Below are 14,260 nucleotides of genomic sequence, written 5' to 3' on the forward strand. Positions count from 1 at the left end.
ATTGCGGACAGACAAGCCGACTGGCAGTTGAACCTTATGCTATACTTCATCCTCAAAGCGGCCATCTCTGGCGTATCGATCGCCTTGGTTTCGACCCTAGCGAAGCGGTATCCCGGGGTGGGAGCGCTGGTCGCGTCGCTCCCGCTCGTGTCGGTCTTGGGTATGGTCTGGCTATGGCGCGACCGTCCAGACACCGCGAACATGGCGGACCACTCTGGTGCAACCTTCTGGTATGTCCTGCCGTCCCTGCCCATGTTTCTGCTTATTCCGGCGATGCTCAAGCACGGGGTCGGGTTCTGGATCGCCCTCGCGGCTGGCTGCGCGCTGACGGTAGTGCTCTATCTCGCGATGACATGGATCGCACCGCGTTTGGGCGTCCAGCTTTAAAGCGCTGTCGGACGGCTAGGCGTCACCGTCGACTATGTCTGCTTTCCACCCATTGCGGACATTCAAAGTGTCGGCTTACGGTGAACCTCGAGTGTCGATCCATCTGGGGTTCGGCCAGCGCCTGAGGTGGACCCCCAAGCATGACCGATCAGCCAGCACCCTCGCTTCTCGACATGACCGTCGGGATCGTAGCCAACTACGTATCCAACAATGACCTTCCGCCAGAGCGGATCGGAGATCTGATCTTTTCCATTCATGCGGCCCTTGCGAACGTCGGTCAGCCTGAACCGGAAGCGGTCGAAATCTACGTCCGCGCCAATGCTGGCCAGATTCGGAAGTCGATCACCGATGCGGGTCTGGTCAGTTTCTTGGATGGCCGAACCTACAAGTCGCTGAAGCGTCACTTGTCGGCCAACGGGATTACGCCGGACGAGTACCGAGATCGATACGGGCTAGCCTCTGACTACCCGATGGTCTCGCCAGCCTACTCGGCCCGTCGGTCTGAGCTGGCAAAGTCGATTGGGCTGGGCGCGAAAGGCCGCAAATCTACGCCTCCTACGGATGGTCCGAAGCCGCCCACGAAACGGGGCCGCTCGTCGAAGTGAGCTTCCGGTCGCTTGGGCTTGCAGGTATGGCGCAGGTCGAAATTTGGAATCCGACTGAGCTAACGATCGTAACTTCGGAAGTGCCCGAGCCGACCGCTTGGCCCAAAATGGGTAGTGTGTGGGTAGGGGCCTTTCACCGGCAGCGGATTGGTGCCAAAAGCCATGCGCCGTCTGGATTTGACAGATTTGCTTCCGTCGAATTCGTAATGATGGGGTCAGGTGTTCGAGTCACCTAAGCGGCACCACCACTTCCGACAGGAATGGACGGCGGAAGCGGTCTAAAGCGCGTTCCCAGTCCATACCTCCATCACACGTCAGAGCGCCTTTAGCATCAGGGCGGGTTGGCAATGGTGCGGGCGCGTGTTCCAGTGGCGCAAGCGGCGCCACCTTGCCAGAGCATCTGTAGCTTTGGCGGCGGGGAGGCCGAGCCGGCAGGTTGGTCCGCTAGGAAGTTCAGTGGGTGTGCTGGGCGGCGTGGCGTCTGGGCGATGTCCCTTGTGTTCAACTCGGAGGTCGATCTGGTCGCCGTCGGCAAGAGTTTCGACTCCGGTAGTCGCCAATCGACCCAGCGCTTTTCGCAGCTGGCCAACGGCGCTCTGTGGAAGGTCGCCGTGGCCTGGCCGACAAGACAGCCGGTCGCCTGACCTTCCACGCCTCACCCGCATGCCGACGCCGCAGTGCGGGTAGGCCCTGCTTTTGCCTTTCGAGATGTCAGCCTTGTGACCTGAAACGGGATCGAGGAAACCTGGATGACCTGCGGTGTGTCCGCCGCGCAAGGTTTCGATGTCGCAGCTTCGGACTCGCTGAACGCCATTCAGTCTAGGCCAGCCATTGGTGTCTAACCCCTCGATCGCTGTTGGATTTTTCAAGGTCGACATTTTCGTCGACAATAGCTTAGCCGACGTTATCGGGACGGGTCTTAGACCCGAATAGACGTCACGTTAACGACAACAAACACATTTAGCCTTTCGCAAGATTTCGGCTCTGTCGTGTCACTAACGCTATGAGACCAATGCAGTCCGGCCTAACGTCAAGAGCATTATGGTTTAGCGCCCGTTAGGCGTGTTTGATCTCCAGAACTTAATAGCCAGCGTCTTATTGTTCCTCTGCAATGTGCAGATCGGAACCGCAGATGACTCAAGGTATCCTTCGCGCTCTCGCCGCCGCCACACTCGGGCTCGGCCTGGTCGCCGCCGCCGCTCCCGCCTTCGCCGGGCCGACCGCAGGCGGCACCTATCGCCTTCGCGCCACCGTGCCTGTCGCGTGCTGGGTCAAGCCCACCTCGCCGGTCCTGGCCGCCGCCGGTCGCTCTGGAGAGGTGGTCGAGGCCTGCAACAGCCCCGGCGGCTTCACCGTCTCGGCCCAGTATCGCCCGTTGTCGCTGACCGAAAAGGCGGTGATGTTCTACGGCGACCGGACGTTCGATCTGGACAAGTCCGGCATGCAGACCCTGCGCCGCTCCAGCATTGCGACGATCCGTTCGGTGTCCTATCGGTTCGACGACGTCGAACTGGAACAGCCGCTGATCCTGGCCCTGACGATTCAGCCGATCTGATCGCCGACCATATCCATCTCAACTGAAAGGAGGCGGGGACGCACGACGTACCCGCCTCTTTTTGTTTGGCGCCGGCGTTTACAGCGCTGCGACCGTGAAGGTCAGGATGTCGGAATAATCTCCGGCGCGCTTGCCGGTCGTGCTGCCGACGCTGATGGTCAGCGGATAGTCGTCCAGTCGCGCGCGACGCGACACCACATCGACCCGACCGCCGCGCGACAGGTCCATGTCGCGATCGCCGAGCACCAGACCATAGGGCACATACCATTCGCTTGCGCCCTGACGCAGGCGGCCCTGGTTCTGCGAGGCCACCGAGACGCTATATCCGGCTGTGCTCAGAACATAGAGGGTGGTGCGCAGCTGCCGAACGCCTTGGGTCAGCTCCCCCAGGTCGATCGTCGGCGTGCCGCCGTTGCGACGAAACTCGCCCTTCAGACCCATGACGGCGGCCGAAGGCACCTGAAGGCTGAGCGTGACGGGCTTTTCCGCCAGCGGTCGGCCGTCCGGCGTTTCCAGATTGATGAAGGCGTTCTGGGAATAGAGACCCGCCGACAGGGTTTCAGCCGGGGCAGCGGTGAAGGAGAAGCGCATCAGACCACGCTCTCCGGCCGCCAGGTTTAGCGGCCGCACCCCGATGCGGCGCGCGCTCTGGCCCGCGCGCGGCGTGACATCCGCGCCGCCTCGCTCGTCGACCAAGGCGTAGGCCATACGCTGGGCGCCGGCTTCGTTGACCAGACCAAACTGCTCGCCGCGCAGTTCGACGCGGCTGACGGCGGTGCAGGGTCCGTCGCCCTGGTTCACCACGGCGACATCGAATTCCTGCATGGCCACGTCCTGATCGAACGGCTCGTAGCGCATCATCCATTGATCAGCGCCGGATTCGATCACCAGTTGGCAACCCGGCGCGGCCTGGCTGGGCGCGGCCGCCATCAAGGTCGCCATCGCAGCAGCGGCGGCCAGGAGCAGGGCGGATGTACGATTACGGGACATTTCAGCCTCCTCGGCTAAGTCTTGGGCTCAGGCTTCGGGCACGTCGAGCGGAACGGCTATGGTCTCCAGATCGAGCAGACCTTCGTTGTCTGCGGGAACCGTAAACTCGAACCCGAGCGCCGGCGTGGAGAACAGTTCGACGCGATAGCGCTTGCCCGGCTCCAGGTTCTGCACCGCAAACCGTCCGACCGAGTTGGTGAAGAACAGTTCGGGCTGGGCGTTCGCATCATCAAGGGGCGTCACACGACCCGAGATCAGCGACACAGGACGGTTTTGGTTGCCGACCAAACGGCCCAGCGCGCTGACGAACTTGGCGCTTCCGACCTGGATCGCGTAGCCGCTCTTGTAGGTCGGACGGACGCGCGCGATGCCGTCGCCGATGTTGTAGCCCAAGGGCGCGTTGAGCACGTCATAGCGCACCGACTGGTTCACGTAGGCGGTCAGATTGTTCGCCACCGCGCCGCCCAGCAGGCCGCTGCGGCCCGTGTAGCGACCGCCTTCGAAGCTGTCGCCGACGATGACGGGGTGATCGTCGATGCTCTTGTGCGGATAGACGATGGCGAAGCTGTCGTAGATGTTGCGACCCACAGCGACCTTGCCCCCGGTCGTCGAGATCGACGATCCGAAGCGCAGATTGGTGATCTGCTCTTGCGTGATATTCGAGAAGTCCCGCCCGAACGCCGTATGGCTTAGGCTGGCGTCAAAGCGATTGCCGACATAGTCGACCTGGCCTGAAACGGTCGCCGGCCCATCGTCATAGGTGGAGGCCAGAGAATAGCCGAAGGAGCCGACGCGATTCTCGCTGGACTGCTGCGCGCGCACGCTGCCGCTGTTGCGGGCCGAGTTATAGCGACCTTCGACACGGCGATCGTAACGCGGCTGCCAGATCAGGGCGAAGGTCGCGCCGAAGCCGCCGGACTGGAAGCCGCCGAAGCTGGCGCCGAAGTCGGAGTACTCCAGTCCGACCTGCGCGCTCCATTCCGGCGCGAACCGGTAGGTGGAGGTCGCGTTGATCGAATAGGAATCGTCGATCAGATCGCTGCGGCTCATCCGATAGGAGGCGCTGACGTTCGCCAGCCAATCCTGCGAGAACTGGTGTGAATAGCCGCCCGAGAACACCCATGACGTCGGGTTCTGGCCGGTCGGATTGCCGATGGAGGAGAAGTCTTCCGAGGTGAAGTCGGCGACGACGGTCCAGCTATCGAAGGTCTCGCCCAGATCGACGACGTGGTCGTAACCCAGCGCAAACGCGTAGCCGACGCCGGGGTCGCCGTTGCTGGCGGCGGCGTCCAAGCGAACCCGCGCGCCGTTGCGAAGGATCAACTGGCTCTGACCCGACAAGGTCTGAGCGTCCTGCGACGCCTGGAAGCCGATGCCCACAGCAGGTCGGTTCTCGAACGCCTTGCGCCAGAAGCCGGTGAAGGCCAGTTCGCCTTCGGAATAGTCGGGCGATCCGAAGATGCCGTTGTTGATAGCGCCGAAATAGGCCCCGTATTCGTAGTCGCCCGGTTCAAGCTCAATGGCGTCCAGATAGGCGCTGTAGGCGACGGTTTCGGCGCGGCCCGAGTCGTTCTGGATTTCCAGCTGGATGTCGTTGGAGCCGGTTTCCAGTGGCAGATTGGTCAGGTCGTACTGGCCGGGATCAAGGCGAAACTCGCGCACAAAGACGCCGTTTCTCAGCACACGGATCGTCGAGGGCTCCTGCAACACCAACTGACGGCCGCCGGCCAGGACGTTGTTGCGGAACGAGTCGAAGCGTTGACGCTGCCGAGACACGCCGACGCCGCCGAGCTGCGAGAAGCCCTGGCGACCACGGATTTCCGGTTCCAGATCACCGAAATACCAGCGCCGATAGTCTTCGGGCTGATCGAATACGAACCGAGCATAGCGACGCTCGACATTGTATTCGCCCGTGAACAGATCCTCGCGGCCCTGAACGTCGGCCTCGAAGACCAGGCGTTTGTAGCGAATGGCGCCGTTCAGGAAGACGCTGGGCTTGCTGACATCGCCCGTCGATTCCCGACGCTGGATCGAGACGTTGCTGTTGAGATAGGCGCTGAAAGGTTCGGGCGGCAGGCCCGGCGTTTCCGGCTTGCCGCCGCGAAACAGTGACTCGACCGTCCGCTTGGTCGGATCGATGCGCAGGACCAGAACGGCCAGCTGTTCCGGGTCATAGTCCAGCTGAATGCCGGTGTCGTTGATCTCCTCCGGCGCAAACGACGTGACGCCTTGCAGCCGCGTCGCGAGCTCGGTTTGCGCTTCCGGGGTCAACAGGGGATCGATCAGCGTCTTGAAGCCCGCCGTGTCGACAATGAAACGATCGTCACGAGTCAGCACGACGGGCAGTTCACCCAGCACGCGGCTGTTGAAGTTCAGCGGCACCGTCATCGGGATGTCGCGATCGTAGGGGTTGATGTCGCGACGCTCGCGCGGCGCGGCAGGCGCAGCTGCAGTCAGCGGCGTTTGCTCGATTGGAGCCGGCGCCTCAGGCGCAGCCCCGGCCACCGTTGGGGCGGGCGCGGGCTGGGCGGGCTGGGCGGGCGCCTGCATGGCTTGAACGCCGGAGGCGGCGGCTTCGCCAGCCGCCAGACTGGCTCGGTTCAGAGCCGCCGTGGCATCCTCTGCCGCCTGTTCATAGGCCGCGCTAGCCGCCCTGATGGCGGCCAACGCCGATGATTCCGGAACGCACGCCAGCCCCCAGGCCAGCGCGAAAACCGAAGCGCCCCCCAGCGCTCTCATCGTCCGAACTTCAACGTAACGGGCTTGGCGGGATCCAACGCCGTGCCGGTGGGCAGTTTGAAGGTTCTCTTGCCGCCACCGGGGGCAAGATAGCCGACGCCGACGGTCTTGGAGATTTCACCGCTGTCGTATTCGCGTCGGAAGGGTTGGCCAGCGGTGTCGGTGCCTTCCACGATCCAGGTGGCGCCGCTCATCAAAGCATAGCGCTTGCCGGTGTTAGACACGACGATCTCGATGCCGGGTTCCGCAGGCGGCGGAGGTGCGGCCTGACCGTTGGTGAGAGTGGGATCGATCTCGGGCGCCGGCGGGCTGACCAGGGCGGGCGTCACCGAGACGACCTCGACCTTCGGTTCGGCGCCGGGCGGCGCCACGACGATCAGCGCCTTCATTGTGTAGAGAACCTGGACCGACACCGCGCCGCCGCTCTCGGGCGTGGCGGTCGGGTCGGTGGCGACCGGCAGCTGGCGAACCCATAGATAATAGGCGTGGGAGGTCTCGATCTTGGGATCGCCGACCCACTGAACCCGAACAACCTGACGACCATTGACCGGCACCAGCCCTTGGGGCGGGAAGACCAGGAAGTCGTCGTCGGCGTCCGTCTCGGTCACATTGCCGTTGGCGTCTATATCCATGCGCGTGATGCGCGTCTCGAAGGGCAAGGCGACGGAACCGACATTGCCGACCTCGATCCGGGCAGCTGATCCGGCGCCGGTCGTCGTTAGTTCGGACACCATCGGCGACACGCGCATGGCCCACGCCGCACCCGCGATCGCCATGATCACGAGCGCAACAGCAAGCACGCCGATCGTCAGGGCGATAGATCTGCCCCTGCGAACGCTGAACGATGAAGACATTCTGCTACTTTCCCCGAAAACCGGTCTGACGCCGGCTTGAGATTCCCGTCGCGACCCGTCGCGCCTAGGCTGCTGCAAGCGTTGCGCCAGCTTGACTTAAGTATGGCGTAACAATGGTGACTGAAACGCAAACAGGGGGGACATGCAGCCCCCCCTGTCGCCGTTTCTCAAGTCGTTCTGAAGATCAGAAGGCTTGGATGTTGACGGACAGCTGGCCTTCATAGGCGCCGGCGAGCAGCGACTTGGACGGAACGGGGATGTTCACGTTCAGGGCCATGGCCGACTTCCAGGCGCCGTGGCTGGCGCTGGTGGAGTTGGCGTTGGCGGCCAGGTTGATGTAGTTGCCGTTGGTCGCGGCGGCCGTGGAGCCGACGGCGCCGGCGGTGTAGGTGCCGGTGACCGAGTAAGGCAGGTTGGCCTGGAAGACGTTGGAGTCGTAACCGGCGCCCGAGTTGTTCACCAGGCCGCGGATGTCGTTCTTGGACACGGTGACGGTGTTGGACGTGTTGCAGCCGGCCAGGTTGGTGTCGATGGTGACGTTGGCCGGAGCGGTCATGTCAAAGGCGTTGGCCGGGCCGGTGTCGTCCGAGGCGTAGATGCCGATGGTGCCGAAGTCGATCGTGGTCGAGGCGTTGCCGGTGTAATAGGCGCAGTCCGTCGACACCGCGCCCTTCAGGGTGAAGGTCGCGCCGTCATTGTTCGACGCCGTGCCGTTGTTCGCCGCCGAGCTGCCGTTGATCAGGACCATCGACACGTTCTGGTTGGAGTTCGTGTGGATGCCTGCGGCTTGCAAACCAGCCAGATAGGGTGCGGCCAGCGGTTCGGACGTCTCATTGATCGTGGCGTTCGGGATCAGGTAGACGTTGCCCGTACCAGGGATGTTGATCGTGGGCCCAGCGGTAACGCCAGCCGTAGCCGAGGCGTGATACACCGTTCCCGCAATCGCGGGGGCTGCGACCATGGCCAGCGCAGCGGCGCTAGCCAGAAGAGCTTGCATTTTCATATTGCTGCTTCCTTCAGGAGGGTAGGCGTCGGCAACAGCCGACGCCCTTTGGTCTCAAGTCGTTCTGAAGATCAGAAGGCTTGGATGTTGACGGACAGCTGGCCTTCATAGGCGCCGGCGAGCAGCGACTTGGACGGAACGGGGATGTTCACGTTCAGGGCCATGGCCGACTTCCAGGCGCCGTGGCTGGCGCTGGTGGAGTTGGCGTTGGCGGCCAGGTTGATGTAGTTGCCGTTGGTCGCGGCGGCCGTGGAGCCGACGGCGCCGGCGGTGTAGGTGCCGGTGACCGAGTAAGGCAGGTTGGCCTGGAAGACGTTGGAGTCGTAACCGGCGCCCGAGTTGTTCACCAGGCCGCGGATGTCGTTCTTGGACACGGTGACGGTGTTGGACGTGTTGCAGCCGGCCAGGTTGGTGTCGATGGTGACGTTGGCCGGAGCGGTCATGTCAAAGGCGTTGGCCGGGCCGGTGTCGTCCGAGGCGTAGATGCCGATGGTGCCGAAGTCGATCGTGGTCGAGGCGTTGCCGGTGTAATAGGCGCAGTCCGTCGACACCGCGCCCTTCAGGGTGAAGGTCGCGCCGTCATTGTTCGACGCCGTGCCGTTGTTCGCCGCCGAGCTGCCCGAGATGGTGATCAGCGACACATTGCTGTTGACGCCAGGGTTCAGCGCATCGGCGATACCCACGATGGTCGTGTTGTTGCTGGTGCCCGTGAAGGAAACACCAGGAATGGTGCCGAACGGCGTCGGGATCGGGGGCGTAATCTGAACGGTGCCCGTCACCGAGCCCTGGTAAACGGTGCCGGCCATTGCAGGGGCGGCGATCATGGCGAGCGCAGCGGCGCCGGCCATCAGGGAAGCGAACTTCTTCATTTCAGTCTCTCCAAGCGAATGATTTCGCGAAAAATGGTCGATCGAGGTGGCAGCCCCTCCCCGTCCGAGCTCGTCCACTTAATCTTCTGTTAACAACCCGTCAACAGTAAAGAACGCTGTTAGCTACGACTATGTGCGTATTCGCGCGCCAGGCGAAATGTCCGTTTTGCTCATATCAAGCAAAAGTTCGCCGTGCTTATTCTTTTATCAAATACGAAAACTTGTCCGTACTGAGTATTAATCCTCGACGCTGCGATCACACTCGCGGCGTTACCGTCACCGTCAAGGTTTCAGTATACTGACCGGCCAGAAGACCTGCGCCTGTCGGTTGACGGGTGCGGAACTCGATCTTGCCGCCGCCGGCCGCGATGCCGTCGCCGCTGCTCAGCATCCCGACATGGTCGGCGCTGCTGAAGCTGGCCTGTACCGTACGGGGCTCAGGCCGAAGCGTCGGAACGGTCAAGGTGACGTCATAAGGCAGGACGCCCGCGAACGGCCCTTCGCCCTGCGGTTTGGTGACGTGAGCCAGACCACCCCGTGCCGAGGTCACGCCCAAATCAAACGGCACATTGCAGTTCAGGCCGAAAAGCGCGGTGGCGCGTTCGCCGCCCGTCAACTCACCGAAATCGATGTCTCCACCGCCCTGTATTTCACAGCGCGGCACAATCTGACCGACGACATTGACGTTCAGCGTCTTGCCCACGTCGAGAGTGTCGACGACAGGCTTGGCCAGAGCCGGCGATGAAGCGACGGACATTATCAGCACAACAGCACCGCTCAGACGGCGGACCGACGAACGCAATGACCTTGATGAATTCTGCATCGCCCCAACCCCATTTCCGTCCCTAGGACGGCCCGTCACCCCGACGGTTCGCCCCACCCCTCCAAAAGCCGTGCCATCCCGAATCGACACATTCGGCGGGTCAGGCAGGCCTAGGTTAACAAAAGGTTAACGACGGCCGCTCTACTCCTAAGAGCGGCGTTACGCAACGGATTGCGAGAGGCCAGTGGCGAGATGGCGCGGACACTGGGTCCAGAGCTGCGAAAAGGGATAGCCTTGACCCTAGGTCGATGGCTCCGATGTTTGATGACGGCCCTGACTTGAAGACGGAGCTTGACGTTGACCTGTCAGCGGATTGCCGACGCAGACATTCCTGGTGTTTCAAAATGAAACGTTTTCCGAGAGGCTAGCTCTCTGACTACGCGCCGAACCTAAAAGACTGCGCCTCGGTTAGAATGCGGGTTCTCTACCGCGCCAGTGCGCGATCGGCGCACACGCTCCGGCCACTCCAGTTCCGGCTAGCGCCCCTTTCGGCCAAACACTACGCACAGGTTCGGCCGCCGCCTCGGCCTGCAGCTCAGAGTTGGCCAAGTCACTTGGATTGGGTGCGAACTTCGCAGAACCAAGCCGTCTGCAAATGCTACGAAGCAATCCGCGAACCAAGGCCGTCCTACGAAGTGCGCTCTTGGAAGCAACTACAATGGGGGGCATGGTGCAGGTCGCAACTTGCCACGCGCCCACGCTTAACGATCTTGGGCGTCCTAGATCTCCAATACAGCTCCTCGGAGTAAGATCGGGAGCCTGTAGGTCTAGAGTTCTCGGCATCATAGAGCAGGAACGGAAGGCCAGACGCTGCTGAACTTTTACAGCTGCGCCTTCATTGAGGTGGCAGTGATGAGATCAGGTGTTCGAGACACCTGAGCGACGCCACTTCTCCGAGGGAAAGCGGGCGTTGGAAGATGGCTGGACGAGGACCTTCTCCTCCAGGTTGATTTTCGACAGGCGTTGCACGTAGCAATCCCTAACGGGGCAGCTTTGGCTTGACGGCGCGGAGGTTTTGGGGCCTTGGCACGACATCATCTATGCTCGCAGGCCGAAATGAACGACGCAGTTGACCCCGTAGACATCGCCATCGGCGGACGCATCCGCAGCCGTCGCGAAGAATTGCGCATCACCCAGGCGCAGTTGGCGGCGGGCGCGGGCGTCACCTTCCAGCAGATCCAGAAGTATGAGCGCGGCGTCAACCGCGTTTCGGCCGCCCGTCTGCTGCAGATCGCGGCCGTCCTGAAATCGACCGGCGCGTCGCTGCTGGGCGAGCTGGAAACGGCCGAGGGCGACGAGCTGGCCCTGGCCGCTCCCGGCGTCGCCGAACTGCTGGCGGCCTTCCGCGGCATCAAGGACGCCGCTCAGCGCGACGCCCTTCTGACCGTGGCCAAGGGCCTGCGCGGCTGATCAGGCCCGGTTGCTGGCGCTTTTCAGCAACTGCTCAACCTCATCGCGATGGTCGGCTCCGTCGAGAGCCGCGCCTGCCAACCACGATTGGATGGCGTCCAGCGCGCGCATGTCGCGACCGTCCGAGCGGCCGGCGTCGGACAGGCTCTGGCGAATGATCTCGATCATGCAGACGGCTTCGACGGCCGAGGTCGGGGCGTGATCGAGAAGGGTGGCCTCTGCCGCCTCCATCGGCGCGAGATCCAGCTCGACCAACAGGTTCTCGCCGCTGGCGGACAGCGATGGCGATCCGACCTGTTTGGCTAGATTGGCCGTCTCCAGCCAGGAGCGGAAAAGCGGCAGGAAAGCCTGCGGAGCTTGGGTGTGCATTACAATGTGACCTTGTCTGGCGCGCCTGGCGCGCCGCGATATTGGGGGTTGGCGTAAGGGGCTGCGCGGGCTTCCCAGACGCCGAAGAGGGCGAGGACCATGATCCCGACCCAGACCGTCATTCGCGCGGTCACGATCGACCAGGTGAGGGCGGCGGGGCCGATCATGGAGGAGAGGTGGGTGGTGAAGGCCAAGAGTTGAGCGCCGGCTGCGAGCAGCAGCCACCAACGATCATAGCGAAGGCTGAGACGCACCAGCAGAACCAACAGACCCAGCGAGATCATCGCGACGGCCCATCGGAACTGGCCCAAAACGATGTGATCAACCCAACCGGACAGAATCTGGGTCAGGAACAGCCCGACGCCCGCCTGACGTTCAGGCCATCTGCCCTTCCAAAGCAGAAGCCCAATCGCGGCGACCGTCAGACCCGTACCGAAGATCCAGAGCGGCGAGTGCATTCACCCCGACCTGTTCAGGCGGCCAGTTTGACGACATCGAGATGCGCCGACGGCTTGGGATCGGTCTTCGATTCCCCCATGCCGTCCATGCGCCAGCCGATGCCGTGATCGTCTGCGACGGCCGCCAGACCAGCATGGCCCGCCACTACGCTGGCGCGCACCGTCGCCAGTTGCCCTAGGCCCGCAACGATGTTCTCCAGCGCCGACTGACCGACCTCAGCCGCCAGGCGGGTTTCGACCCGGCCTTCCAGCGAGGTCTGGATGAGGCGGCAGACCTCGATCATGGCCTTGTCGATCGCGTGTTCGGCCGTCTGAACCTGGCGGGCGACGCGGACCCCCACCTGCATGTGTCTCATGATTTCGATCCTTCGAAAGGTTGCTCGCGTCAGCGGGCCCATTCGGGAGCGATCCGGTCGAACAGGGAGGGAACCACCATGCCTGCCGTTACGATCCCGATGGCGAGCAGCAGAGCGACGACGGCGCCGGCGATGATGACGCCTAGTCGCGCCAGCACGCCACGGGGCGGCGCCGGCAGGATCCAGGCGGTCGTCTTGGCGAAAACCGCGTCGCCCGTCTGTCCGGCCGACTTGGGATCATTGAGCGGATCAAGCACGGCGGTGGGAATGAGTATCGACGCCTCTGAGTAGCCAATACTCAGTCGACGCGCCGCCAGTTTACGGTCTGAAACACCCAGCTTGGCATAGGCGCGATGCAGATGATTGCCGACCGTGCGCGGCGAGATGCGCAGGCGCGCAGCGATTTCCTTGTCCTCAAGACCTTGGCCGGCCAGGCGGACACATTCGCTTTCTCTCGTCGTCAGGCGTTCAGGCATGGCCACTCCCAAAGGTCTGTTTACCCTACAATGAGGGGGAGTCAGCCGATATGCTTACGCCGCAAAGCAGTTTGTGGCGTCGGTGCGCTGCGTCAGATCACTTGAACATATAAGCATATCTTTATATGTCTGGCGGTCTGACACTGACAGGAGCCTCTCTTGGCCGCTCGTTCTTCCTTCCTCTTCACCTCGGAAAGCGTTTCCGAAGGCCACCCCGACAAGGTCGCGGACCGCATCTCCGACACGGTCGTGGACGCCTTCCTGGCCAAGGATCCCGAGGCGCGCGTGGCGTGCGAAACCTTGGTGACGACCCAGCGCATCGTGCTGGCCGGCGAGGTTCGCGCCACCCAGCCGGGCAACACCAAGGAACAGAACGAAGCCTTCACCCAGAGCATCATCGACAGCCTGGAGCCGCTGGTTCGCGCCGCGGTGAAGGACATCGGCTATGAGCAGGACGGCTTCCATTGGGAGACGGCTGACTACTCCTGCTTCCTGCACGCCCAGTCGGCCGACATCGCCGTCGGCGTCGACTCGACGAATGAGAAGGACGAGGGCGCAGGCGACCAAGGCATCATGTTCGGCTATGCATCGAACGAGACGCCCGAGCTGATGCCGGCCACCCTGCAGTACAGCCACAACATCCTGAAGCGCCTGGCCGAGGTTCGCCACGCCGGCGGTTCGCAGCTTGAGCCCGACGCCAAGAGCCAGGTCACGATCGAATACAAGGACGGCAAGCCGGTGCGCGCCACCTCGATCGTCCTGTCGACCCAGCACGCCAAAGGGCTGAGCTCCGAGCAGGTCGCCGAGATCGTCAAACCCTATATTCTCGAAGTGCTGCCGGAAGGCTTCACCGACGAGAACACCGTCTGGCACATCAACCCCACCGGCATCTTCGAGATCGGCGGACCGGACGGCGACGCCGGCCTGACCGGCCGCAAGATCATCGTCGACACCTACGGCGGCGCGGCGCCTCACGGCGGCGGCGCCTTCTCGGGCAAGGATCCGACCAAGGTGGACCGTTCGGCGGCCTACGCTTGCCGCTACCTGGCCAAGAACGTCGTCGCCGCCGGTCTGGCCGACCGCTGCACGATCCAGATCTCCTACGCCATCGGCGTGGCCAAGCCCCAATCGATCCACGTCGATCTGCACGGCACCGGCAAGATTTCCGAAGCCGTTCTGGAAGACAAGATTCTGGACCTGATCGGCGGCGCCACGCCGCGTGCGATCCGCCAGCATCTGGGTCTGAACAAGCCCATCTACGCCCGCACCACCGCCTATGGTCACTTCGGCCGCGAGCCGGACGCGGACGGCGGTTTCAGCTGGGAAAAGACCGATCTGGTCGATCAGCTTAAGGCGCTGGCCTAAG

At 63.0% G+C, this 14,260-nt stretch carries 16 protein-coding genes; 6 read left to right on the plus strand and 10 right to left on the minus strand.

The genetic code is table 11. From position 1 onward, the window contains the following. Positions 1-36: 36 nt before the first annotated feature. The 4 genes from DT343_RS09700 to DT343_RS09710 all read left to right on the plus strand — a co-directional run bounded on the left by DT343_RS09700 (position 37) and on the right by DT343_RS09710 (position 2,547). Positions 37-387, plus strand: coding sequence for a DUF3147 family protein (locus tag DT343_RS09700; RefSeq protein ID WP_112862732.1), 351 nt, complete (start codon positions 37-39; stop codon positions 385-387). A 140-nt stretch (positions 388-527) separates the two neighbouring features. After that, positions 528-992 carry a MucR family transcriptional regulator gene (locus DT343_RS09705; RefSeq protein ID WP_112862733.1) on the plus strand — a complete coding sequence of 155 codons (465 nt, stop codon included), beginning with the start codon at positions 528-530 and terminating at the stop codon, positions 990-992. Between the two features lie 488 nt (positions 993-1,480). After that, positions 1,481-1,636, plus strand: a complete 156-nt coding sequence (locus tag DT343_RS17500) for a hypothetical protein (RefSeq protein WP_181669174.1) — start codon at positions 1,481-1,483, stop codon at positions 1,634-1,636. 488 nt (positions 1,637-2,124) lie between these two features. Beyond that, on the plus strand, positions 2,125-2,547 hold the full coding sequence (locus tag DT343_RS09710) for a hypothetical protein (protein ID WP_039246275.1): 423 nt from the start codon (positions 2,125-2,127) through the stop codon (positions 2,545-2,547). Between the two features lie 78 nt (positions 2,548-2,625). Here DT343_RS09710 and DT343_RS09715 read toward each other — a convergent pair whose 3' ends face one another. The 6 genes from DT343_RS09715 to DT343_RS09740 all read right to left on the minus strand — a co-directional run bounded on the left by DT343_RS09715 (position 2,626) and on the right by DT343_RS09740 (position 9,705). Next, entirely contained in the window at positions 2,626-3,537 is a 912-nt protein-coding gene (locus DT343_RS09715) for a hypothetical protein (protein WP_112862734.1), read from the minus strand. A 27-nt stretch (positions 3,538-3,564) separates the two neighbouring features. Continuing rightward, positions 3,565-6,204 carry a hypothetical protein gene (locus DT343_RS09720; protein WP_220116667.1) on the minus strand — a complete coding sequence of 880 codons (2,640 nt, stop codon included), beginning with the start codon at positions 6,202-6,204 and terminating at the stop codon, positions 3,565-3,567. A gap of 68 nt (positions 6,205-6,272) precedes the next feature. Continuing rightward, complete coding sequence (locus DT343_RS09725) at positions 6,273-7,052, minus strand: hypothetical protein (RefSeq protein ID WP_055753849.1); 780 nt, start codon at positions 7,050-7,052, stop codon at positions 6,273-6,275. A 262-nt stretch (positions 7,053-7,314) separates the two neighbouring features. Further along, positions 7,315-8,133, minus strand: a complete 819-nt coding sequence (locus DT343_RS09730; protein ID WP_112862736.1) for a hypothetical protein — start codon at positions 8,131-8,133, stop codon at positions 7,315-7,317. A gap of 71 nt (positions 8,134-8,204) precedes the next feature. Then, the gene (locus DT343_RS09735; protein WP_112862737.1) at positions 8,205-9,002 is read right to left on the minus strand and encodes a hypothetical protein; all 798 of its coding nucleotides are present in this window, start codon (positions 9,000-9,002) and stop codon (positions 8,205-8,207) included. A gap of 256 nt (positions 9,003-9,258) precedes the next feature. Then, on the minus strand, positions 9,259-9,705 hold the full coding sequence (locus tag DT343_RS09740; RefSeq protein ID WP_181669175.1) for a hypothetical protein: 447 nt from the start codon (positions 9,703-9,705) through the stop codon (positions 9,259-9,261). Positions 9,706-10,881: 1,176 nt separating this feature from the next. On the opposite strand from DT343_RS09740, the gene DT343_RS09745 reads away from it, so the two are divergent. After that, positions 10,882-11,235 (plus strand): helix-turn-helix domain-containing protein, encoded by a 354-nt coding sequence (locus tag DT343_RS09745; protein ID WP_017505928.1) that lies wholly within the window; start codon positions 10,882-10,884, stop codon positions 11,233-11,235. Here DT343_RS09745 and DT343_RS09750 read toward each other — a convergent pair whose 3' ends face one another. Genes DT343_RS09750 through DT343_RS09765 form a run of 4 tightly spaced genes read right to left on the minus strand, consistent with a single transcriptional unit; the run spans position 11,236 to position 12,894 of the window. Further along, positions 11,236-11,604, minus strand: a complete 369-nt coding sequence (locus DT343_RS09750) for a hypothetical protein (protein ID WP_112862739.1) — start codon at positions 11,602-11,604, stop codon at positions 11,236-11,238. Beyond that, the gene (locus DT343_RS09755) at positions 11,604-12,062 is read right to left on the minus strand and encodes a hypothetical protein (protein WP_112862740.1); all 459 of its coding nucleotides are present in this window, start codon (positions 12,060-12,062) and stop codon (positions 11,604-11,606) included. The genes DT343_RS09750 and DT343_RS09755 overlap by 1 nt, the downstream gene beginning before the upstream one ends. A gap of 14 nt (positions 12,063-12,076) precedes the next feature. Beyond that, the gene (locus DT343_RS09760; RefSeq protein WP_112862741.1) at positions 12,077-12,418 is read right to left on the minus strand and encodes a hypothetical protein; all 342 of its coding nucleotides are present in this window, start codon (positions 12,416-12,418) and stop codon (positions 12,077-12,079) included. 29 nt (positions 12,419-12,447) lie between these two features. Beyond that, positions 12,448-12,894, minus strand: coding sequence for a helix-turn-helix domain-containing protein (locus DT343_RS09765; protein WP_017505932.1), 447 nt, complete (start codon positions 12,892-12,894; stop codon positions 12,448-12,450). A gap of 159 nt (positions 12,895-13,053) precedes the next feature. Between DT343_RS09765 and metK the strand changes: the two genes are divergently transcribed. After that, positions 13,054-14,259 carry a methionine adenosyltransferase gene (gene metK / locus DT343_RS09770; protein ID WP_112862742.1) on the plus strand — a complete coding sequence of 402 codons (1,206 nt, stop codon included), beginning with the start codon at positions 13,054-13,056 and terminating at the stop codon, positions 14,257-14,259. Position 14,260 lies beyond the last annotated feature (1 nt).

The organism is Brevundimonas vesicularis (assembly GCF_900445985.1).
Lineage (GTDB): Bacteria > Pseudomonadota > Alphaproteobacteria > Caulobacterales > Caulobacteraceae > Brevundimonas > Brevundimonas vesicularis_D.

Excerpts from the sequence above, each read along its gene's own strand:
- DT343_RS09700 (WP_112862732.1), top strand. The coding sequence starts at position 37 with ATGCTATACTTCATCCTCAAAGCGGCCATCTCTGGCGTATCGATCGCC.
- DT343_RS09705 (WP_112862733.1), top strand. The coding sequence starts at position 528 with ATGACCGATCAGCCAGCACCCTCGCTTCTCGACATGACCGTCGGGATC.
- DT343_RS17500 (WP_181669174.1), top strand. The coding sequence starts at position 1,481 with ATGTCCCTTGTGTTCAACTCGGAGGTCGATCTGGTCGCCGTCGGCAAG.
- DT343_RS09710 (WP_039246275.1), top strand. The coding sequence starts at position 2,125 with ATGACTCAAGGTATCCTTCGCGCTCTCGCCGCCGCCACACTCGGGCTC.
- DT343_RS09715 (WP_112862734.1), bottom strand. The coding sequence starts at position 3,537 with ATGTCCCGTAATCGTACATCCGCCCTGCTCCTGGCCGCCGCTGCTGCG.
- DT343_RS09725 (WP_055753849.1), bottom strand. The coding sequence starts at position 7,052 with ATGGCGATCGCGGGTGCGGCGTGGGCCATGCGCGTGTCGCCGATGGTG.
- DT343_RS09730 (WP_112862736.1), bottom strand. The coding sequence starts at position 8,133 with ATGAAAATGCAAGCTCTTCTGGCTAGCGCCGCTGCGCTGGCCATGGTC.
- DT343_RS09735 (WP_112862737.1), bottom strand. The coding sequence starts at position 9,002 with ATGAAGAAGTTCGCTTCCCTGATGGCCGGCGCCGCTGCGCTCGCCATG.
- DT343_RS09745 (WP_017505928.1), top strand. The coding sequence starts at position 10,882 with ATGAACGACGCAGTTGACCCCGTAGACATCGCCATCGGCGGACGCATC.
- DT343_RS09750 (WP_112862739.1), bottom strand. The coding sequence starts at position 11,604 with ATGCACACCCAAGCTCCGCAGGCTTTCCTGCCGCTTTTCCGCTCCTGG.
- DT343_RS09755 (WP_112862740.1), bottom strand. The coding sequence starts at position 12,062 with ATGCACTCGCCGCTCTGGATCTTCGGTACGGGTCTGACGGTCGCCGCG.
- DT343_RS09760 (WP_112862741.1), bottom strand. The coding sequence starts at position 12,418 with ATGAGACACATGCAGGTGGGGGTCCGCGTCGCCCGCCAGGTTCAGACG.
- DT343_RS09765 (WP_017505932.1), bottom strand. The coding sequence starts at position 12,894 with ATGCCTGAACGCCTGACGACGAGAGAAAGCGAATGTGTCCGCCTGGCC.